The sequence below is a fragment of the Micromonospora sp. NPDC005197 genome (assembly GCF_040608295.1).
GTDB lineage: Bacteria > Actinomycetota > Actinomycetes > Mycobacteriales > Micromonosporaceae > Micromonospora.
In genome coordinates this window covers 181,083-204,459 of the sequence record NZ_JBEXHY010000001.1, presented here as the reverse complement: position 1 = coordinate 204,459, position 23,377 = coordinate 181,083, and the positions used below count along the sequence as shown (strand labels likewise).

Annotated in this window: 23 protein-coding genes and 1 pseudogene; 10 read left to right on the top strand and 14 right to left on the bottom strand. The window is 72.3% G+C overall.

The genetic code is table 11. The annotated features are described in order from the left end of the window. Window positions 1-26: 26 nt before the first annotated feature. The 8 genes from ABZU46_RS01025 to paaA form a co-directional block, all read right to left on the bottom strand. Complete coding sequence (locus ABZU46_RS01025) at window positions 27-737, bottom strand: demethylmenaquinone methyltransferase (protein WP_354853882.1); 711 nt, start codon at window positions 735-737, stop codon at window positions 27-29. A gap of 195 nt (window positions 738-932) precedes the next feature. Next, window positions 933-2,177: an LPXTG cell wall anchor domain-containing protein gene (locus ABZU46_RS01020; RefSeq protein ID WP_354853879.1), complete on the bottom strand. Its 1,245-nt coding sequence runs from the start codon at window positions 2,175-2,177 to the stop codon at window positions 933-935. Between the two features lie 440 nt (window positions 2,178-2,617). Continuing rightward, the gene (gene mqnC / locus ABZU46_RS01015) at window positions 2,618-3,808 is read right to left on the bottom strand and encodes a cyclic dehypoxanthinyl futalosine synthase (RefSeq protein WP_354853876.1); all 1,191 of its coding nucleotides are present in this window, start codon (window positions 3,806-3,808) and stop codon (window positions 2,618-2,620) included. A gap of 190 nt (window positions 3,809-3,998) precedes the next feature. Then, window positions 3,999-5,108 (bottom strand): 1,2-phenylacetyl-CoA epoxidase subunit PaaE, encoded by a 1,110-nt coding sequence (paaE, locus tag ABZU46_RS01010; protein ID WP_354853873.1) that lies wholly within the window; start codon window positions 5,106-5,108, stop codon window positions 3,999-4,001. Beyond that, complete coding sequence (paaD, locus tag ABZU46_RS01005; RefSeq protein WP_354853870.1) at window positions 5,105-5,581, bottom strand: 1,2-phenylacetyl-CoA epoxidase subunit PaaD; 477 nt, start codon at window positions 5,579-5,581, stop codon at window positions 5,105-5,107. Before paaD ends, paaE begins: the two co-directional genes overlap by 4 nt. Further along, the gene (gene paaC / locus ABZU46_RS01000; protein WP_354853868.1) at window positions 5,578-6,303 is read right to left on the bottom strand and encodes a 1,2-phenylacetyl-CoA epoxidase subunit PaaC; all 726 of its coding nucleotides are present in this window, start codon (window positions 6,301-6,303) and stop codon (window positions 5,578-5,580) included. The genes paaD and paaC overlap by 4 nt, the downstream gene beginning before the upstream one ends. 77 nt (window positions 6,304-6,380) lie before the next feature. Continuing rightward, on the bottom strand, window positions 6,381-6,668 hold the full coding sequence (gene paaB, locus ABZU46_RS00995; RefSeq protein WP_266248073.1) for a 1,2-phenylacetyl-CoA epoxidase subunit PaaB: 288 nt from the start codon (window positions 6,666-6,668) through the stop codon (window positions 6,381-6,383). Beyond that, window positions 6,665-7,744, bottom strand: coding sequence for a 1,2-phenylacetyl-CoA epoxidase subunit PaaA (gene paaA, locus ABZU46_RS00990; RefSeq protein WP_354853864.1), 1,080 nt, complete (start codon window positions 7,742-7,744; stop codon window positions 6,665-6,667). The genes paaB and paaA overlap by 4 nt, the downstream gene beginning before the upstream one ends. A gap of 371 nt (window positions 7,745-8,115) precedes the next feature. Between paaA and ABZU46_RS00985 the strand changes: the two genes are divergently transcribed. Together ABZU46_RS00985 and ABZU46_RS00980 are read left to right on the top strand one after the other, a co-directional pair. Beyond that, window positions 8,116-9,105, top strand: a complete 990-nt coding sequence (locus ABZU46_RS00985; protein ID WP_354853861.1) for a hypothetical protein — start codon at window positions 8,116-8,118, stop codon at window positions 9,103-9,105. Continuing rightward, window positions 9,105-10,067, top strand: coding sequence for a hypothetical protein (locus ABZU46_RS00980; protein WP_354853858.1), 963 nt, complete (start codon window positions 9,105-9,107; stop codon window positions 10,065-10,067). Before ABZU46_RS00985 ends, ABZU46_RS00980 begins: the two co-directional genes overlap by 1 nt. Before the next feature lie 102 nt (window positions 10,068-10,169). Here ABZU46_RS00980 and ABZU46_RS00975 read toward each other — a convergent pair whose 3' ends face one another. The 3 genes from ABZU46_RS00975 to ABZU46_RS00965 are packed head-to-tail and all read right to left on the bottom strand — an operon-like array spanning window position 10,170 to window position 13,045. Further along, complete coding sequence (locus tag ABZU46_RS00975; RefSeq protein WP_354853855.1) at window positions 10,170-11,021, bottom strand: menaquinone biosynthesis protein; 852 nt, start codon at window positions 11,019-11,021, stop codon at window positions 10,170-10,172. Then, window positions 10,973-12,475 carry an MFS transporter gene (locus tag ABZU46_RS00970; protein ID WP_354853852.1) on the bottom strand — a complete coding sequence of 501 codons (1,503 nt, stop codon included), beginning with the start codon at window positions 12,473-12,475 and terminating at the stop codon, window positions 10,973-10,975. The genes ABZU46_RS00975 and ABZU46_RS00970 overlap by 49 nt, the downstream gene beginning before the upstream one ends. Before the next feature lie 42 nt (window positions 12,476-12,517). Then, on the bottom strand, window positions 12,518-13,045 hold the full coding sequence (locus ABZU46_RS00965; RefSeq protein ID WP_354853945.1) for a winged helix-turn-helix domain-containing protein: 528 nt from the start codon (window positions 13,043-13,045) through the stop codon (window positions 12,518-12,520). Between ABZU46_RS00965 and ABZU46_RS00960 the strand changes: the two are divergent. From ABZU46_RS00960 to ABZU46_RS00950, 3 genes and pseudogenes are all read left to right on the top strand, one after another. Then, window positions 13,028-14,229: pseudogene (locus ABZU46_RS00960) on the top strand (DUF222 domain-containing protein); the annotation flags it as partial. The gene ABZU46_RS00965 and the pseudogene ABZU46_RS00960 sit on opposite strands and share 18 nt — an antisense overlap. 48 nt (window positions 14,230-14,277) lie before the next feature. Next, window positions 14,278-14,541 carry an HNH endonuclease signature motif containing protein gene (locus ABZU46_RS00955; RefSeq protein ID WP_354853942.1) on the top strand — a complete coding sequence of 88 codons (264 nt, stop codon included), beginning with the start codon at window positions 14,278-14,280 and terminating at the stop codon, window positions 14,539-14,541. A 540-nt stretch (window positions 14,542-15,081) separates the two neighbouring features. Next, a complete protein-coding gene (locus tag ABZU46_RS00950) occupies window positions 15,082-17,379 on the top strand; it encodes an AAA family ATPase (RefSeq protein ID WP_354853849.1) in 2,298 nt (765 codons plus the stop codon). 71 nt (window positions 17,380-17,450) lie between these two features. Here ABZU46_RS00950 and ABZU46_RS00945 read toward each other — a convergent pair whose 3' ends face one another. Next, window positions 17,451-17,750 (bottom strand): hypothetical protein, encoded by a 300-nt coding sequence (locus ABZU46_RS00945; protein ID WP_354853847.1) that lies wholly within the window; start codon window positions 17,748-17,750, stop codon window positions 17,451-17,453. A gap of 95 nt (window positions 17,751-17,845) precedes the next feature. Between ABZU46_RS00945 and ABZU46_RS00940 the strand changes: the two genes are divergently transcribed. The 5 genes from ABZU46_RS00940 (at window position 17,846) to ABZU46_RS00920 (ending at window position 21,364) form a co-directional block, all read left to right on the top strand. Continuing rightward, window positions 17,846-18,484 (top strand): transporter, encoded by a 639-nt coding sequence (locus ABZU46_RS00940; protein ID WP_354853845.1) that lies wholly within the window; start codon window positions 17,846-17,848, stop codon window positions 18,482-18,484. Then, on the top strand, window positions 18,481-18,804 hold the full coding sequence (locus ABZU46_RS00935) for a transcriptional regulator (protein WP_354853842.1): 324 nt from the start codon (window positions 18,481-18,483) through the stop codon (window positions 18,802-18,804). The genes ABZU46_RS00940 and ABZU46_RS00935 overlap by 4 nt, the downstream gene beginning before the upstream one ends. Then, window positions 18,804-19,760: an ABC transporter ATP-binding protein gene (locus tag ABZU46_RS00930; RefSeq protein ID WP_354853839.1), complete on the top strand. Its 957-nt coding sequence runs from the start codon at window positions 18,804-18,806 to the stop codon at window positions 19,758-19,760. The genes ABZU46_RS00935 and ABZU46_RS00930 overlap by 1 nt, the downstream gene beginning before the upstream one ends. 11 nt (window positions 19,761-19,771) lie before the next feature. Further along, entirely contained in the window at window positions 19,772-20,509 is a 738-nt protein-coding gene (locus ABZU46_RS00925) for an ABC transporter permease (protein WP_354853836.1), read from the top strand. A gap of 93 nt (window positions 20,510-20,602) precedes the next feature. Then, window positions 20,603-21,364, top strand: a complete 762-nt coding sequence (locus tag ABZU46_RS00920) for a VOC family protein (RefSeq protein WP_354853833.1) — start codon at window positions 20,603-20,605, stop codon at window positions 21,362-21,364. Window positions 21,365-21,373: 9 nt separating this feature from the next. Here the strand turns inward: ABZU46_RS00920 and ABZU46_RS00915 are convergent, their stop codons facing one another. Together ABZU46_RS00915 and ABZU46_RS00910 are read right to left on the bottom strand one after the other, a co-directional pair. Then, entirely contained in the window at window positions 21,374-22,177 is an 804-nt protein-coding gene (locus ABZU46_RS00915; RefSeq protein WP_354853939.1) for an ABC transporter ATP-binding protein, read from the bottom strand. Window positions 22,178-22,200: 23 nt separating this feature from the next. Then, window positions 22,201-23,265 (bottom strand): iron ABC transporter permease, encoded by a 1,065-nt coding sequence (locus tag ABZU46_RS00910; protein WP_354853936.1) that lies wholly within the window; start codon window positions 23,263-23,265, stop codon window positions 22,201-22,203. Between the last annotated feature and the right edge of the window lie 112 nt (window positions 23,266-23,377).

The window sequence follows — 23,377 nt, the reverse complement described above, 5'->3', positions numbered from 1 at the left end:
CGCCTCCGGGTCTCCGAGTCTCCGCGCTACTCGCGGATCCCCCGGTGCAGCGCGACCACGCCGCCGGTCAGGTTGCGCCACGCCACTCGACCCCACCCGGCCGCGGCGACCCGCCCGGCCAGCGCGGCCTGGTCCGGCCAGGCCCGGACCGACTCCGCCAGGTAGACGTACGCCTCGGGGTTGCTGGACACCGCGCGGGCGACCACCGGCAGCGACCGCATCAGGTACGACAGGTAGACCGTCCGGAAGGCCGGGTTGACCGGGGTGCTGAACTCGCACACCACCAGCCGTCCACCCGGCCGGGTGACCCGGGCCAGCTCGCGCAGGGCCGCGTCGGTGTCGTTGACGTTGCGTAGCGCGAAGGAGATGGTCACCGCGTCGAAGCTCGCGTCGGCGAACGGCAGTCGCAGCGCGTCCCCGGCCAGCAGCGGCACCTCGGGACGGACCCGCTTGCCCGCGTACAGCATGCCCAGCGACAGGTCGACCCCGACCGCGTACGCCCCGGACTGGGCCAGCTCGCGCGTCGACACGCCGGTGCCCGCGCCCACATCCAGCACCCGCTCGCCCGGCCGCAGCCCGAGCGCCGCGCGGGTGGCCCGCCGCCAGGAGCGGTCCTGACCGAAGGAGAGCACCGTGTTGGTCAGGTCGTAGCGCTCGGCCACGCCGTCGAACATCGCGGCGACCTCGTGCGGTTGCTTGTCCAGGCTGGCGCGCTGGCCCTGCGGTGTACGGCTCACCCGCTCCACTCTGCCAGCCACGCTCAAGCCCTCGACCGCTGGGTCCGCGTACCCCATGGCAACCGGGAGCGTCGACGCAGCCGGCGGTGGCGGACGGCCGCGCGGCCCGGCATGCGAAAGGGCGGGGTGGTCGCCCACCCCGCCCTCGCGTCGTGCCTACGTCAGATCGTGCCTATCTCTCAGATCGTGCCGACGTCAGTCGGTCGAGGTCTCGTCGCCCGGGGCGACCAGGACGACCTTGCGCCGGCGGGAGAGCACCAGCAGCGCCCCACCCGCGAGCAGGATCAGACCGCCGATGCCGCCGATCAGGCCGGCCTGCACACCGGTCACCGGCAGCCCACCGCCACCGGAACCACCGCCACCGGTGGTCGGCGACGTGGTCGTGCCCGGCGTCGTCGTGCCGCCCGGCGTCGGAGTCGCCGTCGGGGTGGCCGTCGGCGTCGGGGTCGGCTGCGCGCTCAGGTCGACGAAGACGTCGAACTGCGCGGTGTTGTCCACCTCGTCGGTCTCGGTGAACGCCCGCCGCTGCGCGCTGGAGGCCACCTGCGGCTGCTCCTCGGGGCTGCCCTCAGCGGCCTCCAGGCCGGCGGCCCAGACGAACCCGGGCCGGAGCACCGGCTCGGTCACGTCCGCGCCGACCTTCACCCGCACGTCGGCGGTGTAGAACTGCCCCGGCTTCAGCACCACGCCGGTGTCCTCGCAGTACGCGTTCGCGAACCCACCCAGCGGCTGCTCGACGCAGCTCTCCGGCAGCTCGGCGAAGGTGACGCCGGCCGGGAGGGTGATCCCGTACGCCACGCCGGTCGCCTTGCGGCTGCCGTCGTTGTAGACCGCCCAGTCCAGCGGCGCGGTCTCGCCCCGCTTGACCGGCTTGAGGCCGGACTCGCCCGCCTCGTCGCCGTCCACCGCCACGTCGGCGTAGACGTCCTGCACCCAGGAGGTCAGGTCGTAACCGGGCTTGGCGACGGTGATGTCGTGCCGCACCGTGTTGTCACGCGGGTTGGGGTCGGCGGTGGCCGAGCTGATGGTGACCACCAGCGTGCCGGCGTCACCGCGACCGCCGGTCGAGAAGAGCGGGATGCCGAAGTCCTCGGTGGTGCCGGCCGCCAGATCGCCGAGCAGGCAGGTGAAGGTCGTGCCGGTGAGGTCGCACCCGACCGGGGTGAGCACGCCGACCTTGCGGTTCTTCAGGCCCTTCGTCTCCACGGTGACCCGGACGTCCTTGGCGTCGACCGAGCTGCGGGTGTTGTCGACCTGAAACTTGAACGGCTTCGCCTTGGCCGCCTTGACGCCCTGGGCCAACTCGTAGCTGAGGGGCACCAGGGCCAGGTCAGCCTGGTCGGCGGCCTGCGCCGGGGCGGCAACGGTGGCCAGGCCACCGGCAGCGAGCAGTGCCACGACGCCGATACGAGCCAGCGTCGAGCGGTGGAAGGCTGTCATCAGTCCCCCGGGGGTGTAGGGAAGAAGAGAATGAATGGTTGTGGGACCGAGCGGACGTTATCGGAGGTCGATCTCCCCCGCCAGCGTGGCGGACGAATTTCAACCGTCCGGACTGGACCCGGCACACGGTACGGGCGGAATGGTCACCCATCCCGCCCGTACCGCCGTGCGTTATATGAACGACCCTCATGGGCCGATGGAGGACACTCCCTGACCAGCCCATCAGATCACCGTCACCCGGGCGGTCGGGCCGATTCCAGCGATCCGTGCCACCCGCGGTGACGACGGATACGAGGCGGGACGGTAGCGGCCGCCAATCATCTCCACCACCCCCGTGGCGGGCAGCCTGACGGTGCGACGGCGGGGACCACCCGTACCGCCGCCGTTGCCGGGCGGGAGCATGATCCCCGGTCAGCCGAACGGTCGGGGCGGGATCGACCTCAGTTGACCTCGACCAGCGGCAGCGAGCGCCCCGCGCCGCCGCCGGGCAGCGCGATCGAGGAGAAGTGCGAGACCACCCGCTCGTCGGTCGGGTCGTCGGCCGGCGTGTGGTGCACCGCCAAACGGTTGTAGAGGGTGTCCCGCTGGGCCGGGATCCGGTCGGCGGAGCGGATCATCCCGATCAGCTCGTGCAGGTTGGAGCGGTGGCGGGCGCCGGCCGAGGAGATGACGTTCTCCTCCAACATGATCGAGCCGAGGTCGTCCACGCCCATGTGCAGCGACAACTGCCCGACGTCCTTGCCGGTGGTCAGCCAGGACGCCTGCAGGTGCGGCACGGTCTCGAAGAAGAGCCGGGCCACCGCGACCAGGCGCAGGTACTCCAGCGTGGTCGCCTGGGTGCGACCCTTGAGGTGGTTGTTCTCCGGCTGGTACGTCCACGGGATGAACGACCGGAACCCACGGGTGCGGTCCTGCACATCGCGGATCATCCGCAGGTGCTCGATCCGCTCGGCGTGCGTCTCACCGGTGCCCATCATCATGGTCGCGGTCGACTCGACGCCCTGCCGGTGGGCCAGCTCCATGACCTCCAGCCAGCGCTCACCCGACTCCTTGAGCGGGGCGATGGCCCTGCGCGGGCGCTCGGGCAGCATCTCCGCACCGGCGCCGGCGATCGAGTCCAGGCCGGCGGCCTTGATCCGGGCGATGGCCTCGTCCAGGCTCACGCCGGAGACCTTGGCCATGTGCAGGATCTCGCTCGGCCCGATCGAGTGGATGGCCAGCTGCGGGTACGCCTGCTTGACCGAGGAGAACAGCTCCTCGTAGTACTCGACGCCGTAGTCCGGGTGGTGGCCGCCCTGGAGCATCACCTGGGTCGCGCCCAGCTCGACCGCCTCGCCGCAGCGACGCAGGATCTCCTCCGTCGGGTGGGTCCACCCCTCGGAGTGCTTCGGCGCCCGGTAGAACGCGCAGAACTTGCACGCCGTCACACAGACGTTCGTGTAGTTGATGTTGCGATCGATCAGGTAGGTGACGATGTTGTCCGGGTAGCGCCGCCGGCGCACCGCGTCCGCCGCCTCGCCCAGGGCGTGGAAGGGCGCCTCGGTGTAGAGCAGCAGAGCCTCCTCGGGCGTGATCCGCCCGCCGTCCGCGCCACGCTGCAGGATGTCGTCGATCTCCCGGCTCACCGTCACGCCTCCGAGCCTACGCCCGCCCCGCGTCCTCTCCCGGACGGGTGCTGACGGCTGTGATGCGCTGCGCACCCCCCGGGCCGGGGGCCAGCCCACCGTGCGGCCGTCCTGACTCCCCATCTTTGGGGCAGCTCGACAGGCTCGGTATCGACCGTGGACCGTCCGGCACGCCACACGGTCCGCGAGTCGGCCGTCAGGCGTCGTAGTCGACCGTGAGCCTGTCGGTGGTCGGGCTGGACTGGCAGGTCAGCACGTAGCCGGCGGCCAGCTCGTCGGGCTCCAGGGCGTAGTTGCGGGCCATCGTGACCGCCCCGTCGACGACCTTCGCCTTGCAGGTCGAGCAGACGCCGCCCTTGCAGGCGTACGGCAGCTCGCCGCGCACCTTGAGCGCGGCGTCCAGCACCCGCTCCTCGCGGCCCATCGTGAAGCTCGACGACCGACCGTCCAGCACGATTGTGACGTCCGAACCGGTGCCCGGCTGGTCGACGGGGCGGGCCACCGGCTCCGGTGGCGCGTCGACGTGGAACAGCTCGGTGTGCACCGCCGACTCCGGCAGCCCGCGCGCGGTCAGCACGTCCCGGGCGTCGACCACCATGCCGTACGGGCCGCAGAGGAACCACTCCTCGATGACGTCGCCCGGCACGATGGTGCCCAGCAGGCGCTCCAGCCGTTCGGCGTCGATCCGCCCGGAGAGCAGCGGCGACTCACCCTGCTCCCGGGACAGCACGTGCACCAGGTGCAGCCGGGTGGGGTAGCGGTCCTTCAGGTCGGCCAGCTCCTCGGCGAACATGACCCGGTTGGCCGTGCGGTTGCCGTACACCAGGGTGAAGGTGCTGGCCGGCTCGACGGCCAGGGCCGTCCCGACGAGCGCGAGCACCGGGGTGATGCCGGAGCCGGCGACGACCGCGCCGTAGTGGCGCACCCGGTCCGCCGCGAACGCCGTGGTGAAGGTGCCCAGCGGCGTCATCACCTCGACGGTGTCGCCGCGGCGCAGCGCGCCGCAGGCGAACGCCGAGAACGCGCCGCCGGGGATCTCCCGCACCCCGATCCGCAGCCGGCCGTGCCGGGCCAGGTCGTCAGGGGTGGAGCAGATGGAGTACGACCGGCGCACGTCGTCGCCGTCGTCGGTCACCCGCCGCACGGTGAGGTGCTGACCGGCGCGGAACGCGAACGCCTCCCGCAACTCCTCCGGTACGGCGAAGGTGACCGCGACCGAGTCGTCGGTGAGCCGGTCGACGGCGGCGACCGGCAGCGGGTGGAAGGCCGGCCGGCGGCGGACCGGCCGGGAGATGGTGACTGTCACAGCGCCTTCAGGTGGTCGAAGGGTTCGGAGCAGGAACGGCAGCGCCACAACGCCTTGCACGCGGTCGAGCCGAACCGGCTGACCTGCTCGGTCTCCGGCGAGCCGCAGAGCGGGCAGCGGACCGCGAGGGTCAGCGCCACCACGCCGGGGGCGGGCGCCGGCGACGGCGGGGCGATCCCGGCGGCGGCCAGCTTGGCCCGCCCGACATCGGAGATCCAGTCGGTGCTCCACGCTGGGCTGTAGACCGTCCGCACCTCGGCGTCCGGATAACCGGCCGCGGCCAGCGCGCGCCGGACGTCGGCCCGGATCACGTCCATGGCGGGGCAGCCCGTGTACGTCGGGGTGATGGTGACGGTGACCCGGCCACTGGCCCGGTCCTCCTCGACCGCGCGCAGGATCCCCAGCTCGTCGATGGTGATCACCCGGATCTCCGGGTCCACCACGCTCGCCGCCGCCATTCGCGCGTCGGTCACCACTGCGCCCCGGGGTGGGCGCGGTGCAGCACCTGCATCTCGGCCAGCAGGTAGGACAGGTGCTCGGTGTGCACGCCGGCCCGCCCGCCCGTCGGAGCCCAGCCGCGCTCCGGGCGGGTGAGCGTCGCCTCGGCCAGCACCGGGCCGACGGTCTCGTCGAACGCCGCCCGCAGGCCCGCCGGGTCGACCGGCGCCGCCGGGTCCGCGGCGAACAGCTCGTGGGTGTACGGCCAGACGTGGTCGACGGCCTCCTGCATCCGGCGGTGCGACTCCTCGGTGCCGTCGCCGAGCCGCTTGACCCACAGCGCGCCGTGGTCCAGGTGGTACGCCGACTCCTTGCGCGCCTTCGCGCCGATGGCGGCCAGCCGCTCGTCCGGGCAGGACGCGAGCGCGGTGTAGAGCGGCAACTGGTACGCCGCCAGGAAGAACAGCTTCGCCATGGTCACCGCGAAGTCGCCGTTGGGCAGCTCGACCAGCAGCACGTTGCGGAACTCGCGGTCGTCGCGCAGGTACGCCAGCGCGTCCTCGTCCCGACCTGCCGCCTCCAGCTCACCCGCGTACGACAGCAGCAGGCGGGCCGCGCCGAGCTGGTCGAGGGCGATGTTGGCGAGCGCGATGTCCTCTTCCATCTCCGGCGCGCGGGTCGTCCACTCGGCCAGCCGCTGCGCGGCGATCAGCGCGTCGTCGCCGAGGGCGAGGGCGAAGCCGAACGGCCCGCTCACGCCACCACCTCGCTTCGCTCGGCGGCGGCGCGAAGCGCCCCCTTTGCTGGGCTGGCTGGTTCGCTCGCTCCGCTCGCTCACAGGTGTGCCACCCCGTCCGGCACCTCGTAGAAGGTGGGATGGCGGTAGACCTTGTCGGCGGCCGGGTCGAAGAAGGCGTCCTTCTCGTCCGGGCTGGACGCGGTGATCGCGCCCGCCGGCACCACCCAGATCGACACGCCCTCCTGCCGGCGGGTGTAGAGGTCGCGGGCGTTGCGCAGGGCCAGCTCGGCGTCCGGGGCGTGCAGGCTGCCGACGTGGGTGTGCGACAGCCCGCGCCGCGCCCGCACGAAGACCTCCCACAGAGGCGAGTGCTCGTTGCTCACGCGGCCACCTTCTCCCTCTTGTCCGCTCGCTTGGCGGCGTACGCCGCGGCTGCCTCGCGTACCCATGCGCCGTCGGCGTGGACGGCCCGGCGGTGCGCCATCCGCTCCCGGTTGCACGGCCCGTTGCCCTTGATGACCTGCATCAGCTCGTCGTAGTCGGGCTGGCTGTAGTCGTACGCCTGCCGTTCCTCGTTCCAGCGCAGGTCGTCATCGGGAATGCGCAGCCCGAGGATCTCCGCCTGCTGGACGCACATGTCGACGAAGCGTTGGCGCAGGTCGTCGTTGGAGAAGCGCTTGATCTTCCAGGCCATCGACTGGGCGGAGTGGGTGGAGTCGCCGTCCGGCGGGCCGAACATGGCCAGCGACGGGTACCACCAGCGGTCCACCGCGTCCTGGGCCATGGCCTTCTGTGCCGGGGTGCCGTGCGCCAGGGTGTGCAGGATCTCGTAGCCCTGGCGCTGGTGGAACGACTCCTCCTTGCAGACCCGGATCATCGCCCGCGCGTACGGGCCGTAGGAGCACCGGCACAGCGGCACCTGGTTGACGATCGCCGCGCCGTCCACCAGCCAGCCGATCGCGCCCACGTCCGCCCAGGTCAACGTGGGGTAGTTGAAGATCGAGCTGTACTTCTGCTTGCCGTCGAGCAGCAGCTGGACCAGTTCGTCGCGACTGATGCCGAGGGTCTCGGCGGCGGCGTAGAGGTAGAGACCGTGGCCCGCCTCGTCCTGGACCTTGGCCAGCAGGATCGCCTTGCGCTTGAGCGAGGGCGCCCGACTGATCCAGTTGCCCTCCGGCTGCATGCCGATGATCTCGGAGTGGGCGTGCTGGGCGATCTGCCGGATCAACGTCCGGCGGTACGCCTCGGGCATCCAGTCGCGCGGCTCGATCTTCTGCTCCGCGTCGACCACCTCGGTGAAGTACGCGGCCAGGTCCTCGTCCGGTGCGGGACCGCCGCGGCGCTCGCGCGCGGCGGCGGCACGCAGCTCCGCCTCGGCGGCCTCGACCTCGCCGAGCAGGCCCGCGCCGGGCGCGTCGTCCGGTGCGTCGCCAGGGGCGGAGAAGTCGTTGCCATACATGTGGACAAGTGTTACAGCTTGCGCCCCAATGCACTAGGGGGTGTAACAGGAAACCCGAGTCATGTTCCGTCACCGATGGGCAGTTCCTGGTTACGGGTCGTGACCCTGGGTCCTATGACTTGGGTCACGGGAAGAAGGTGAAACCTCTCAGAAGCCGCATACCATCGGGATTTTTCACCGATTTCGTACGTTGCCTGGTGTCAACCTCTGGTGCCCGGCCCCTGCGGACGTAGACTTCTGCCGGTCACACGATCGGCTGCCCCCACGCCGTCTCCACAGAGGCCACCGCCCCCGGCCTTGGCGCACGCACCGGTCGCCCCGGACAACGAAGCCGGTCCCCCCGGCCCTGACATCTGGAGCTCACCCAACTCATGCGATCTCGCGTGACCATGGTGTTCGCCATCGTGGCGGTTCTTCTCGGTGGCGTCCTGCTGGTCCCCACCGCGTACGCCCGACTCTCCACCGACGACAGCGGTGGTGGAGGCGGCGGTGGCGGCGCCAGCGTCGCCGCGCCCGCGCCCACTCCGCCGCCACCGCCCACGCTGGCCGCCGGCCGGGTGTCGGTGAGCTTCAAGGGCGAGTTTTTCTCGTGGGCGTTGATGGACCGGCAGACCGGCAAGATCTCCGGCTCGTCGAACATGGCCTCGACCAGCTCCACCGAATCGATGCTCAAGGCGTGGATCGTCTCGGACTATCTGCGGCAGCTCAAGGACCGGGAACCGCCGGCGAACCTGAAGAAGGCGGCCAGCCTCGCCATCCGCAACAGCGACGACGACGCGGCCAACGCGGTCTACAAGGCCGCCGGCGGCTCGTACGCCGTGCCGCCCGGCGGGCAACCCGGGCCGGTCGTCAAGCGCGCGATCAGCATCTGCGGTCTGACCGACACCAAGCGCGGCAACGTCCCGAAGTACGAGGGTTGGTGGAGCTTCACCCGCATGTCCCCGCGGGACGCCGTCCGGCTCGGTGACTGCATCGCCGACGGCAAGGCCGCCGGCCCCAAGTGGACGAAGTGGGTGCTCAGCGAGATGAGCCAAGTCAAGGGCACCACCGCAGCCAAGGACCAGAAGCTCAAGTCCGGCGGTGGCCGCTGGGGGATCATCAACGGTCTGCCCAAGTCGATCACCGCGCAGGGGCCGGTCAGCATCAAGAACGGGTGGACCGCGATCAACTACGACGGCAACTGGCACGTCAACTGCCTCGCCGTCAACGGGAAGTGGAGTCTCGCGGTGATGCTGCGTTACCCGATCAAGAACGGTCTGGACTACGGCGCGCAGGTCTGCGCCAGCGTGGCCACCCAACTGGTCACCCCGCAGCCGGGCGCCGCGCTCAAGGTGCCGCAGCAGCCGGTCGGAAAGCTCTGATGGCCGGCAACCGGCGGGCCGACCGGCGCGGTGCGGGCGAGACCTCGCCGCTGCGCCTGATCGCTGTCGCGGTCATCCTCATCGGGCTGGTGCTGGTGTCGCTACGGCTCCTGCCCGGGTCGCCGTTCGAGTCGTCCGCGGCCGCCAAGTGGGGTGACTCCGAGGCGACGACCAGCGACCGGTCCACCGGAGCGGCCACCGACCGCAGTGCCCGTCAGCCCTCCCCGCCGTCGCCGAGCCCGAGCCCCTCGCTGGCGCCGCTGCCGTTCCAGGCCAAGGACCTCAACCTCGACATCCAGGGCTGGTACTCCTGGAGCGTGCTCGACCGCCGGACCGGAAAGATCATCGGTTCGAAGAACATGGGCGAGACCAGCACCACCGCCTCGATGATCAAATCCTGGATCGTCGCCGACTATCTGCGTCGCGCCGCCGACGCCGGCCAGACGCCGAGCGACGCGAAGCTCGCCGACGCCACCCGGATCATCCGGGACAGCGACAACACGCGGGCCGAGCAGTTCTACAACTCGGTCGGCCGGGACGCCTCGATCAAACGACTGATTTCCATGTGCAAGCTGACCGACAGCAGCGTCGCCCCCGACAAGGGGTGGTCCCGCACGGCCCTCTCCCCCCGCGACACCGCCCGCCTGGGCAACTGCATCGCCACCGGCACCGCCGCCGGCCCGAAGTGGACCAAGTGGCTGCTCAACGAGATGAAGCTCGTCCGCGGCGCCGGTGACTTCGGCATCCGCAAGGCGTTCCCGGCCGCCGAGCAGAAGCAGATCGCCATCAAGAACGGGTGGATCGACCGGACCGCGGAGCAGGAGATGCACATCAACTGCCTGGCCATCGGGGACACCTGGACGATGGGCGTGATGGTCAAGTACCCGATCGGCATGGGCTACGACTACGGCATGAAGAACTGCGAGAAGATCACCGAGGCACTGCTGCGCCCCGGCACCTGATCACGCGCCGACCGCTGTTGGTCGGCGCGCCTCGGCGCTCGGGGCGGTCGGCTTGGCTCGGCGCAGGCGCGGCTCGTCGCGGCGGTCGGCTCGGCCGGCTGCTCAGCCGGCGAAGAACTCCGGGCCACCGTCGGGCAGCGCCGGGACCTCGCCGAGCGCGGCTACCCGCCGGGCGAACTCGCGCAGCCCGGCGACCTGCCGCTCGCCGAGCGAGAAGTCCAGGATCCGGAAGTACGTGGCCAGCGTCGCGGCGTCGAACGCCTCCCAGCGCGCTGCCGCCTCGGCGACCTGATCCAGCTCCGAGAGGCAGAGGTCGCGCGAGCGAAGGAACGCCTCGTGCACCTCCTTGACCAGGCCCGGGTGTGCGGCGGCGAAGTCGCGGCGGACCGCCCAGACGGCGAAGACCATCGGCAGCCCGCTCCATTCCCGCCAGGCCTGTCCGAGGTCGGTCACGGTGAGGCCCCGCAACGGCGCCTCGTGGTAGGCCCGAAGCGCCACATCCCCGATCAGCACCCCGGCGTCGGCTTCCAGCAGCATCTGGGTCAGGTCCGGAGGGCAGCGGAAGTAGTCGGGCCGCACGCCGTACCGCTCGGCGAGCAACAACTGCGCGAGCATGACCCCGGTCCGCGAGGTCGAGCCGAGCGCCACCCGGGCGCCGTCCAGCTCGGCGAGGGGACGGGTGGAGACCATGTTGACCGAGAGCACCGGCCCGTCGCTGCCCACCGCGAGGTCCGGCAGGAGAAGCAGCTCGTCGGTGTGCTTCAGGTACTCCATCAGCGTGATGGGGCCGATGTCGAGGTCGCCGGCGACCAGCGCCGCGCTCAGCCGGTCCGGCGAGTCCTTGTGCAGGTCCACGTCGAGCAGGGTGCCCGAGCGCATCAGCCCCCAGTAGATGGGCAGGCAGTTCAGGAACTGGATGTGCCCGACCCGCGGGCGTGCGACGCGCTCAGCCATGACCCGACCGTATCCCCGGCCTCCGGTCGGGGCCCGGCGGGCCGGCCCGGAGTGGCCAACCCCGCATCCGTCCCACCCGGTCGCAGAGCCTCCGATCCCGTCGTTTCCTCGCACTCGGGGCCGGTGGACTGCGGGCGTACCGGTCCGGCAGTCGTGTCACGCCCCGGTCCGGCCGACTGCTCGCGTACCGGCCTGCGTACCGCCCGGGCGACGACCGGCACGAACACCAGCACCACCAGGAGCCCGGCCGCTCCGGCCCCCGCGATCAGTGGCCGGGGCGCGACACCGGTGAGCAGCGCGCCGCCGATCAGGTAACCGCCCATCGAGCCGCCCTGCACGGCCGCGCCGTAACTGGCGTACGCCCGGGCGCGCATCCCCGGCGGCACGCGGCGAGCGGTGAGAAGGTTCGCGAAGACGTTCTCCGCGCCGTTGGCCGCGCCGGCCACCAGCCAGAGTGGCACCAGCAGAACCGCCGCTGGCACCGTCGCGGCCAGCAGCACCATCGAACTGCACCCGGCCAGCGTGATCAGCACTCCGCGGACCAGCGCAGCGTCGTCGTCGAGCCGGCGCGCGAGCCGCGCCGCCAGCCAGCCGCCGGGCAACATCCCGGCCATCCAGGCGGCGCCAACGAGGCCGTACGTGGTGGCAGACCCCTTCAGCGTCTCCCGAATGAAGAAGACCTCGATCACGTTGATGCCGCCGATCGCCGCGATCACCACGGCGGTGCTGACCACCATGACAAGCATCAGCGGATCCCGTCGAAGCCGCCAGCCCTGGCCCGTACCACCCGGATTGACCCGGCTGCCCTGGCCTCCCACCCGGACCTGCTCCGCCGGGCCGGCCTGGTCCGCACGGCCGGCCTGGTCCGCGGTGGGCCGTCGGCCGCCGCGACGGGTCCGCAGCAGCAGGCCCGCGACCACGAGCGCGAGGTAGGTCGCGGCGTCGACCAGCAGCGGTACGCGGGTGCCGAACTGCCCCACCAGCAGGCCGGCCAGCACCGGGCCGCCGAGCGCGCCGAGGGAGACGGCGGTCTGGCTGATCGCGCTCGCGCGTGGCAGGTCGGCCGGGCGGACCATCGCCGGGAGCAGCGCCGCCAGGCAGGGCTGGGTGACCGCGAGCCCGCAGGCGAGCAGCGCGACGAGGACCACGACCACGATCGGGTCGTCGGCGACGGCGAGTAGCACGCAGATCGCGGCCTGCACCGACCCGATGGTCACCAGCAGGGTACGACTGTCCACCCGATCGGCGAGCCGTCCGGCGAGCGGGGCCAGCACCACCAGGGGCAGAGTGGCCGCGAGCAGTAGTCCCGACACGGCCAGTCCGCCGGCACCCGCGCCCTGCAGGGCCAGCGCGAGCGCGGTGGCGGCGAGAAAGTCGCCACCGACCGTGGTGCCGCGGGCCGCGCTGGCGAGCCACACGTCCGACCAGCGCGACGCCTCAGTTGTGAAGGACATACTTCGAAAATAATCCTTCACAACTGATCGACACAACCCCCGCTACGCCAGCGGCACCGTCCGGTACTGAACGGCGACGGAACGAGCACCAGGCGGCGCGGCGGCGCGCCGTCGAGGGTGGTACGGCCTGAGCAGCGTCATGACCGCCTCGTTCAGATCGGCCAACTCGTCTGCCGTGAGCAGCAGCAGCGTGTCGTTGAACAGCGCCACGTCGTACCACTCGGCGGGCTCATCACCGGCGCGCCGCAACCAGTCCCGGGTCCGCTCCATCGCACGAGCGGCGTGCGCCTCCACCAGCGCCTGCTCGGCGGCACGCGCGTCCGGACCAGCCTCGCGACCCGCGTCGACCAGCCAGCTGACACCCGGCGTACGCCACACCCGCTCGCGCGCGTCGCCCCGGCTGGGCGCCTGCTCGACCAGGCCGAACTTCGCCAGGGCCCGCAGGTGATAGCTGGTGGCGCTCGGCGACAGCCCGGCGATTTCCGCGCACTCGGTGGCGGTTCCGCCACCCTCGCGGCTACTCAGGTATTCGATGATCGCGATCCGGGCCGGATGGGCCAACGCCCGCATCACCTGCGGATCGCTGATCGTCTTCCGACGCGGCTCGGGACGGGCCTCGGTCATGCCCCCATGATCCCGGCCGTCCGGCCGACCCGCCATCAGCCCGGCGTTCCGCGCCGCCGCGACCGTGGACCGCATCCGGCCCGGCTGCACGACGAAGCAGATGCGTCGACCACCGCCGCCCTGGCGGATGACGGCCGCATGGTCGGCCTGCTCGACGGCGAAAGTGTCGTACAGGTGTTCTATTGTCGTTCCATGTTGAGGGCGTTGACGCAGGCGGCGGGTGCTGTCGACGACTGCGCCGAAGCCGCGCTGTGGGCTCTCTCCGACGATGAGCTGCTCGCGTCCCTCGATGCGGCGCACGTGGTGACGCAGCGTCTGGCGACCGTCCAGCTCGCTCTGGTGCGCGAGCTGGACGCTCGTGGTCTCGCCGTCGCCCAAGGGGCATCGTCCACCGCCGTCTGGCTGCGGGAGCGGCTGCGGCTCTCCGGCCGGTCGGCCCGGCAGATGGTCCAGCTCGCCGCCACCATCGACGCCGCCCCGCCAACGGTGCGCGACGCTCTGCTCGACGGCAGCCTCACCGTGGAGCAGGGCCGGGTGGTCGCGGAGACGGTCGCGGCCCTGCCGGTCGCGGCCGGGCCCGAGGTAACAGCCAAGGCCACCGAGCTGTTGATTTCCTGGGCCGACCGCTTCGATCCGACCATCCTGAGTCGCCTCGGGGAGCGCGTCCTCACGCACGTCGCGCCGGATCTGGCCGACCAGGCCGAGCTGGCGGCCCTCGACCGGGCCACCCAACGGGCGGAGACTCGCCGGCACGTCACCCTCTCCGAGCCAAAGGACGGGCAGGTCCGCCTCACCGGAAACCTCGACACCAGACCGCGAGCCTGCTGCGCGAGGCCATCGATCCGCTCTGCGCCCCAGCCGGTGAGCACGACGACCGCAGTCCCGGCCAACGCCGGGCGGACGCACTCGGCGAGATCTGCCGGCTGGCACTGCGCACCGGCCACCTACCCGACAACGGCGGAGATCGGCCGCAACTGGTGGTCACCATGTCGCTCGACGCGCTGGTCAACGACGTGGGCGCGGGCACCCTGGAGACCGGTGCGCGCCTTACGCCGGGCGCGGTCCGGCGCCTGGCCTGCGACTCGGCCGTGCTGCCGGTCGTGTTGGGTGGCAACAGCCAGATCCTGGACGTCGGACGTCAGCGCCGGCTCTTCACCGGTCCCCTGCGGCGCGCGTTGGTGCTGCGCGACGGTGGGTGCGCCTTCCCCGGCTGCGACCGGCCGCCGCGATGGTGCGATGGTCACCACGTCCGCCACTGGGCCGACGGCGGCACGACGACGCTGAGCAACGCGGTCCTGCTGTGCGGCCACCATCACCGGCTCCTTCACCAGGGTGACTGGACCGTCCGCATCGCAGCGGACGGCAGACCCGAATTCCTCCCGCCGGACTGGATGGACCCGCTCCGCACCCCCCGTCGCAACCTCTACCACCGGCGCTGCTGAGTCCCGCGAGCCTCACCCATCGCGAACCGACCGGACCCAGCGACCAAGCCCAGCGACCAAGCCCGGCGGCCGGATCGCCGACGCCTACCCCAGGCCGCCCCGACGCACAGGCCAGCCCCTCCGGTCCGGCCCAGGTCAGCCCATCGTGGCCCAGCCCAGGTCGGCCCATCTGGCCCGGCCCAGGTCGGCCTCCCCTGCCCGCCAGCACCAGCCGACCCAGGCTGGTCCGCCCCAGCCGGACCACCTAACACCGACCCCTCAGGCCCGCCCGCGACGTACCGCGCCCCGCAACACCAGGGCCGCAGGCGATGATCTCGGGTCGCGGTGCGCGTCCGCCGCTACGTCGTCGTGCGCCACGCCAGCGCGAACGGGTGGTCCGGTCGGTAATTCGGTGGAAGGGGTCATCGGAAGGGCGTAGGGTTGCAGCCCGCTTGACGGCCGAGGTGAGCTGCACCGGAACGGACGTCACCGCGCCGGGCGGGCGGCCATCCGCCACCGGACACGCGAGCGCGCAGCAGATGTGAACGATGGGACGTCAGCATGCCCGCACCTGACCTGGACACCCACCCCGACACGGATCTGGTCGCCGAACGCGCCCATCTGGCCACCTCGCGCGCGGCGCTCCGCCGGATGCGGGAGCGGGCCGAAGCCCTCTTCTCGACCGGTGACCAGGTGGCCGGCGACCCGTACGCGGCGGAGATGCTCGGCCGTACGCTGGCCCGCCGCGTGGCCGAACTGGCCGACGACCCCACCACGCCGCTGTTCTTCGGCCGCCTCGACTTCGGTGGAACCCCGAGCGGCGAGAAGACGGCCACCGGACTCACGACCAGCGCCACCACGACCAACGCCGGCAGCACCAGCAGCGCAGCCACCACCAGCAGCACGACCATCACCAGCGCCGGCGTAGGAGGCGGAGGCACCGGAGGCGGCAGCGGCAGCAGAGGCGGTGCCGGCAGCAGCGGCAGCGGCAGCGGCGGCGGCAGCGGCAGCAGCGGCGGCGGTGACCATGACGGTCGGCGGTATCACGTGGGGCGGCGGCATGTGACCGACGAGCACGGCGAGCCGCTGGTGCTGGACTGGCGGGCGCCGGTCTCCCGGTCGTTCTACCGGGCCAGCGCGCGCGATCCGCAGGGTGTGGCGGTCCGGCGGCGGTTCGGGTTCAGCAACGGGGTCTTGACCAGTTTCGAGGATGAGCGGCTGGACCGGGGCGAGGAACTGGGCACGAACAGTCGGATTCTCACCTCCGAGATCGAGCGACCGCGCGTCGGGCCGATGCGCGACATCGTCGCCACGATCCAGCCGGAGCAGGACGAGCTGGTTCGGGCCGACCTGGCCGACTCGATCTGCGTGCAGGGGGCGCCAGGCACCGGCAAGACGGCGGTCGGCCTGCATCGGGCCGCGTACCTGCTCTATCTGCACCGCGAGCGGCTGCGGCGGGCGGGTGTGCTGATCGTGGGCCCGAACAGGGCGTTCCTGTCGTACATCGCGGCGGTGCTGCCGGCGCTCGGTGAGGTCGAGGTCGAGCAGGCCACCGTGGAGGAGCTGATCTCACGGGTACCGGTGCGGGCGGTGGAGGCGCCGGCCGTGGCCGCGCTCAAGCACGACGCGCGGATGGCGAGCGTCCTGCGGCGCGCGGTGCAGACACAGATCGGTACGCCGGCCGACTCGATCACCGTGTCGGACGGTTCGTTCCGATGGCGGATCGGGCTGGAGCCGCTGCACCGGATCGTCGAGGAGACCCGTCGCGAGGGGCTGCCGTACGGCACCGGCCGGGAGCGGGTCCGGGCACGCGTGGTGAGTCTGCTGCAACGGCAGGCCGAGGCGCGGCGAGCGGAGTCGCCCAGCGACGCGTGGCTGCGCCGGATGAGCCGATGCCGGCCGGTGGTGGACTTCCTGGACGCGGTCTGGCCGGCGCTCACCCCGGAAGGGCTGGTGCACGGCCTGCTCTCCGACCCGGCCCGACTCGCCGCCGCGGCGGACGGGTTGCTCAGCGACGCCGAGCAGGCGCTGCTGGTCTGGGCGAAGCCGGCCCGTACGCCGAAGGCCGCCCGCTGGACCGCCGCCGACGCGGTGCTGGTCGACGAGGCTGCCGGGCTGCTGGAGCGCCCCTCCGGATTCGGGCACGTGGTGGTGGACGAGGCTCAGGATCTCTCTCCCATGCAGTGTCGGGCCATCGCCCGCCGCAGTGAGCACGGCTCCGTCACCTTGCTCGGTGACCTCGCGCAGGGCACCGCGCCGTGGGCGGCGACCGACTGGCGGGAGTCCCTGACCCACCTCGGCAAGCCGGACGCCGTGGTGGTTCCGCTGACAATCGGTTTCCGGGTGCCCGCCGCGGTGGTCGCGTTCGCCAACCTGCTGCTGCCGGCGCTGGCGGTGGACGTACCGCCGGCCGAGTCGCTGCGTCACGACGGCGGCCTGGATGTGCGTACCGTGACCGATCTGACCGCCGCGACGGTGGCCGAGGTACAGGCGGCGCTCTCGCACGACGGTTCGGTCGGTGTGATCGCCGCGGACGACGCGGTCGACGAGCTGCGCGCGGCGCTGGCCGCCGCCGGCGTCGCCACCGCGACCGCCGACGACGTCGCCGCCGCCGCGGAGCGGGTCACCGTGGTGCCCGCGACGCTGGTCAAGGGTCTGGAGTACGACCACGTGGTGGTGGTCGAGCCGGCCGCGATCGTCGCGGCCGAACCACGCGGGCTGCACCGGCTGTACGTGGTGCTCACCCGCGCGGTGTCCCGCCTCTCGGTGCTGCACCGCGAACCGCTGCCCGCGCCACTGCTGCCCGCGCCGCCGCAGACACCGTCGCAGGCCGCACCACTGGAGTCGGCACCGCTGTAGGCCGCGCTGTCCCCGGCGGCGATGCCGCAGACCACGGCCAGCTCGCCGGTGCTCGCGGCGGGTCGAGCGGGTCAGCGGCCGGTGAGTGCGGCGGCGATCTCGCGCAGTGGCGTGCCGGGCTCGGCGATCGGCACCGTGAACGCCAGCCACGAGCCGTCGATGAACTCGATCCGGAGCCGCTTCGGGTTGAGCCGGTGCCAACCCACCCGGGCGTCGGCCACCGTCGGCCGGGGCACGGACCAGACGATCCGGGTTTCGGCGGCGGCCCGCAGTTCGTCCGGCTCGACGAGGTTGGTCAGCCGCGACTGGTAACTGATGCCGGCCCTCCTCTGTGTCCTGTGCCACTGTGTCCGGTGCGACGGATCAGCCACTGACGAGTCCCACCGTAGGCGCCAAGCGTCGCTGTCGGGTACCCGCCACCGGAGCGGGGCACACGACTTCAGCTTTGCGCCGTAAAGTTGTTTGCGTGGAACAGGACGATGATCGACCCCCCGCCGACGCCGCTACGGCACTCCAACTGATCCGTGACCAGCGGGCGGCCACGGTCTCCCGGCTGGAACCCGACGCCCGGCTGCTCTACTGGCCGTGGGGCGTGGCCTGGCTGGTCGGCTTCGGGCTGTTCTTCCTGCGCTACTCCCCGGGTGGCCGGGTGCTGGTCCGGTTGCCCGACTGGCTGCCCCTGACCGCGCTCTTCGTCCTGCTGGTGGCCGCCGGCGCGATCCAGGCCGTGGCCGGCGCGCGGGCGTACGGCCAGGTGACCGGGGACTCGGCCCGGCGCGGCCGCTGGTACGGGTGGGCCTGGGCCCTGGGCTCGATGAGCGTGTACGCGGCGGTCGGCCGGGTCTCGGATCACCTGCCGCACGATCTGGCGGCGCTGCTCTGGTCCGCTGCCGCCGTGGGGCTGACGGGGGCGTTGCACATGGCGGGCGGCGCGATCTGGCTGGACCGGGACCTGTTCCGGCTCGGCGTCTGGATCAGCGTGATCAACGTGGTCGGCGCGATCGCCGGGCCGGGTTGGCACGCGCTTGTCGTCTCGGTGGCCGGCGGGGTCGGGATCCTGATCGCCGGAGCCATCGCCCGACTGCGACAGCGACGGCGGTCATGACCGACCTCGACCCGGTCATCCACGCCCAGGCGCGGCTGCGGGTCGTCGCCGCGCTCTCCGCGCTCGGCGACGGGGACCGGATCACGTTTCCACGACTCCAGGAACTGCTCGCGATGACCGCCGGCAATCTCTCCGTCCACCTGCGCAAGCTGGAGGACGCCGGGTACGTCGAGATCAGCAAGACCCATCGTGGACGTACCCCGGCCACCCTGATCCGGCTCAGCCGGCGGGGCCGGCTGGCGTTCGAGGAGTACACCGAAGCCATCCGCACCCTGCTCGATCCCTCCCAGCTCGGCCCCACCCCGTCGAAGGAGCAGTGATGACCCTCGCCCGCGCCGACCAGGCCAGCCGCCGGTACGGCGACGTCCTCGCCCTCGACCGCGTCGACCTGGAGGTCCGGGCCGGCGAGCTCGTCGGCCTGCTCGGTCCCAACGGCGCCGGCAAGAGCACCCTGATGAACCTGCTGGTCGGTCTGCGTCGACCCAGTTCGGGCCGGGTCGAGTTGTTCGGCCGCGACCCCCGCGACCCGGCGTCCCGACGGCAGATCGGCGTCACCCCGCAGGAGACCGGGCTGCCGGGCACGCTGCGCGTCGGCGAGGTCGTCGACTTCGTCTCCGCGCACTACCCCGACCCGGTGCCCCGGGATGAGCTGCTCGACCGCTTCGGCCTGGGCGACCTCGCCCGGCGGCAGACCGGCGGGCTCTCCGGCGGCCAGCGTCGCCGGCTGGCCGTGGCGCTGGCGTTCGTCGGCCGGCCCCGGCTCGTGCTGCTCGACGAACCGACCACCGGTCTGGACGTCGAGGCCCGGCACACCCTGTGGGACGCGATCCGCGCGTTCCACACCGACGGCGGAACCGTCCTGCTGAGCAGCCACTACCTGGAGGAGGTGGAGGCGCTCGCCCACCGCGTGGTGGTGATCGGCCAGGGTCGGGTGCTCGCCGACGACACCGTCGAGGCCGTCCGCGGCATCGTCGGCGTACGCCGGGTCAGCCTGGTCGCCGACGAGCTGCCCGAACTGCCCGGCGTCGTACGCGCCGAACGGATCGACGGACGCCTGCACCTGCTCACCACCGACGCCGACGAACTGGTCCGGGCGCTGGTCGGCTCCCGAGCGGCGTTCACCGACCTGGAGGTGCGGCCCACCTCGCTGGAGGAGGCGTTCCTCGCCATCACCAGCGGGACGGGCAGCCAGGAGCAGGCCCACGTCGCCGCGCAGTCCACCCCCGACGACCCCGCCACCACCGCCGCTGCCGGCGGCCGACCCACCACCGTCTGAGGAGGCGCACCGTGCAGCTCGCCCTGGTCCACGCCCGCTACCAACTTCTGGAGATCATCCGGATCCCGGTGGCCGTCTTCGGCAGCGCCTTCTTCCCCGCCGCCGCCATGATCTTCTTCGTGGTGCCGTTCACCGGTGACGACGCGGTCGGCGCCACCTTCGCCACCGCGTCGATGGTCACCTTCTCGGTGATGAGCGCCAACATCTTCCAGTACGGCGTCGGCGTCGCCGAGGACCGCGACCAGCCGTGGAACCCGTACACCCGGACCCTGCCGGCCGGACCCGCGCCCCGCTTCGCGGGCCGGGTGCTGGCCGGCCTCGCGCTGACGTACCTCTCGCTGATCCCGGTCGTGGTGATCGGCGTGACGCTGACCCCGGCCCGGGTCACCCCGCTGGCGTTCCTGCTGACCGCCGTCACGGTGGCCGTCATCTCGGTGCCGTTCACGCTGATGGGGCTCGCCATCGGCTACTCGCTGCCCAGCAAGGCGGCGATCGTGGTGGCGCAGGTCGTCTTCCTGCCGCTCGCGTTCGGCGGCGGGCTGCTCTCCGCCCCGGGAGACGCGCCCGGGTTCATCGAGACGATCGCACCGTTCCTGCCCACCCGGGGCGCGGCCGAACTCATGTGGTCGGCGGTCGGCGACTACCCGATCGAGCCGCTGGCGCTGATCATGCTCGGCGTCTGGGTCGTGCTGCTCGCCTCCCTCGCGGCCTGGGCGTACCGACGGGACGAGGGTCGCCGGTTCAGCTGACGATTCGTCCGTTTCCGCCCCGTGCGACGGCGGGACGGTGCCAGGATTTCGGCAGGGGGGCCGCTGTGGCCGCCGGCCGAGAGGGGTCTTGACGTGAGCACCGTCCCGCCGGGTACGCCGTGCTGGGCTGACCTGGCAACCCCGGACCTGACCGACGCGCGGCGCTTCTACCCCGAACTGTTCGGCTGGACCGGACGGGTGACACCGGAGCCCGAGGCGGGCGGTTACACAGTCTTCCTGCTCGACGGCCGGCCGGTGGCCGGTGCCGGCCCGCCGGCCATCCCCGACCAGGTGCCGATCTGGTCGACGTACGTCGCCACCGACGACGCGGAACTGGTCGCCGGCCGGGTCGAACGGGCCGGCGGGCAGGTCGTGGTGCCGCCGTTCGAGGTCTTCGACCGGGGCCGGATGGCGGTGTTCGCCGACCCGGCGGGCGCCACGTTCAGCGTCTGGCAGCCACTGACGATGCCCGGTGCCGAGGTGTTCAACGTGCCCGGCGCGATGAGCTGGAACGAACTGGTCACCCCCGACCCGGAGGGCGCGAAGGTCTTCTACGAGCTGGTGTTCGGCTGGCAGCCGGACGAGCAGCAGGTCGGGGCGATGACGTACACGGCATGGCGGCTCGGCGCGCGGATCGTCGCCGGCATGATGCCGCCGCTGGGCGAGGGCTACCCGGCCGACCTCCCGGCGTACTGGACGGTGTACTTCGCGGTGACCGACGCGGACGCCGCCGCCGCCCGCGCCGCCGAACTGGGCGGAACGATCCTCGTGCCACCCCGCGACATCCCGACCGGCCGGTTCGCCTCCCTCCGCGACCCCCAGGGAGCACTCTTCTCGGTCATCGACCTGGGGTGACGGCGAGGGTCAGGCCGGGCGGGGGCGGATGGGGACCACCAGAGGGCCGTTGGTGCCGGGGACCACCCGGACGCTGGCCCGGTAGTGGATGGCGAGGAGGTGTTCGGTAAGCACCTCGTGCGGCGTCCCGGTCGCCACCACCTGGCCGTCGGCCAGCATCACCATCCGGTCCGCGTACTCCCCGGCCAGCGAGAGATCGTGCATGGTGGCGAGCACCGTCAGGCCGTGCGCGCGACGCAACTGGTCGACCAGCTCCAGAACCTCCTGCTGGTGACCGATGTCCAGCGCGCTGGTCGGCTCGTCGAGCAGCAGCAGCGTCGCGCCCTGGGCGAGCGCGCGGGCGAGGAAGACACGTTGTCGTTCGCCCCCGGAGAGGGTCGCCAGCTCGCGGCGGTGAAAGCCGGTGAGGTCCAGGCGGTCCAGCACCTCGTGCACGGCGGCGACGTCCGCGGTCGACTCCCGACCCAGCGGCGGGATGTAGGGGGTGCGGCCGAGCAGCACGTAGTCCAGCACCGACATGCCGGGCGGCACCACCGGGGACTGCGTCACCGTCGCCACCACCCGGGCGCGGTCGCGGCGGCGCAGTGCGGTGCTCGGCGTACCGAACAAGGTGATGGCCTCCGGCGCGGGCAGCAGGCCGCCGACGGCGCGCAGCAGGGTGGATTTGCCGGCGCCGTTCGGGCCGATCACGGTGACCCACTCGCCGGCCGCGACGGTGAGGTCGACGCCGGTGAGGATCGGCGTGCCGCCCAGACTGACGTGCAACCCCCGCACCTCGACGGCCGGCGCTTCGACCTGCCGGGGAGCGGACACGCCCGCCGGTCCGGGCTCGGGGCTCACGTGAGCACCCGTCGGGCGGTCCGCAGCACGAGGACGAAGAACGGGCCGCCGAGCAGTGCGGTGACCACGCCGATGGGCACCTCGGCCGGGGCGGCGGCGGTCCGGGCCACCACGTCGGTCAGGGCCAGGAAAGCGCCCCCGAACAGCAGTGACAGCGGCAGGATCACCCGGTAGCTCGACCCGGCGAGCAGCCGGACCGTGTGCGGCACGATGATGCCGACGAAGCCGATGAGCCCCGTCGCGGAGACCGCCGCGGCGGTGCCCAGCGACGCGGCGGCGATCAGCAGGTAGCGGGTGCGCTGCGGGTGCAGGCCGAGGCTCCTCGCCTCGTCGTCGCCGACCGCGAGGACGTCCAGCTCGCGGCGGTGCAGCAGCACCACCACGGTGGTCAGGGCGGCGTACGGCAGCACCAGCAGCACGTCGTGCCAACCTGCGGTGGCCAGCCGGCCGAGCAGCCAGGAGTAGACCGGCTGGATGCTGTCGGAGTGCCGCTGGAGCAGGTACGTCTGCCCGGCGGAGAGGAACGCGGAGACCGCGACCCCGGCCAGGATCAGCATCGCCGGAGACCTGCTCCGCCCGCCGGCCGCGCCGAGCAGGTAGGTCATCGTCACGGCGAGCAGCGAGCCGGCGAACGCGGCCAGTGGGATGGTCAACGGCAGCCCGGAGATCGCGCCCTGCCGACCGACGCCGCCGAGGGCGATCACCGCGGTGACCGCGAGGCCCGCGCCGGCGGCCACGCCGAGCAGGTACGGGTCGGCCAGCGGATTGCGGAACACACCCTGGTAGCAGCCGCCGGCCAGGGCGAGCAGACCGCCGACGAGGAGGCCCAGCACGACCCGGGGCAGCCGCAGTTCGGTGACGATGGCGATTTCCCGCTCGGTCAGCCCGCTGTCGAGGTGCACCCCGGGGATCAGGTTGAGCAACTCGGCGGCGACGCTGCCCGACGGCAGGCTGACCGGCCCGAGCGACACCCCGGCGAGGAGCGCGACGAGCACCGCGAGGACGCCGGCGACCAACAGGCGTTTGCGCACCCCGGCGGGCCGCGCCCCAGCAGCGGGCATCCCCGCGCCCCCACCGACGGGCGGCAGCCCACCGGGCTGACCAGGGGACGGCAGCCCAGCGACGGACGGCAGCCCGCCGGGCCGGGACGTGGAGGGCGTCCCGGCCGGCGGG

Bases quoted from the DNA above. Each gene is read 5' to 3' on its own strand.
- ABZU46_RS01020 (WP_354853879.1), bottom strand. From the start codon at position 2,177: ATGACAGCCTTCCACCGCTCGACGCTGGCTCGTATCGGCGTCGTGGCA.
- paaA (WP_354853864.1), bottom strand. From the start codon at position 7,744: ATGTATGGCAACGACTTCTCCGCCCCTGGCGACGCACCGGACGACGCG.
- ABZU46_RS00985 (WP_354853861.1), top strand. From the start codon at position 8,116: ATGCGATCTCGCGTGACCATGGTGTTCGCCATCGTGGCGGTTCTTCTC.
- ABZU46_RS00980 (WP_354853858.1), top strand. From the start codon at position 9,105: ATGGCCGGCAACCGGCGGGCCGACCGGCGCGGTGCGGGCGAGACCTCG.
- ABZU46_RS00975 (WP_354853855.1), bottom strand. From the start codon at position 11,021: ATGGCTGAGCGCGTCGCACGCCCGCGGGTCGGGCACATCCAGTTCCTG.
- ABZU46_RS00970 (WP_354853852.1), bottom strand. From the start codon at position 12,475: ATGTCCTTCACAACTGAGGCGTCGCGCTGGTCGGACGTGTGGCTCGCC.
- ABZU46_RS00965 (WP_354853945.1), bottom strand. From the start codon at position 13,045: ATGCGGGCGTTGGCCCATCCGGCCCGGATCGCGATCATCGAATACCTG.
- ABZU46_RS00950 (WP_354853849.1), top strand. From the start codon at position 15,082: ATGCCCGCACCTGACCTGGACACCCACCCCGACACGGATCTGGTCGCC.
- ABZU46_RS00935 (WP_354853842.1), top strand. From the start codon at position 18,481: ATGACCGACCTCGACCCGGTCATCCACGCCCAGGCGCGGCTGCGGGTC.
- ABZU46_RS00930 (WP_354853839.1), top strand. From the start codon at position 18,804: ATGACCCTCGCCCGCGCCGACCAGGCCAGCCGCCGGTACGGCGACGTC.
- ABZU46_RS00910 (WP_354853936.1), bottom strand. From the start codon at position 23,265: ATGCCCGCTGCTGGGGCGCGGCCCGCCGGGGTGCGCAAACGCCTGTTG.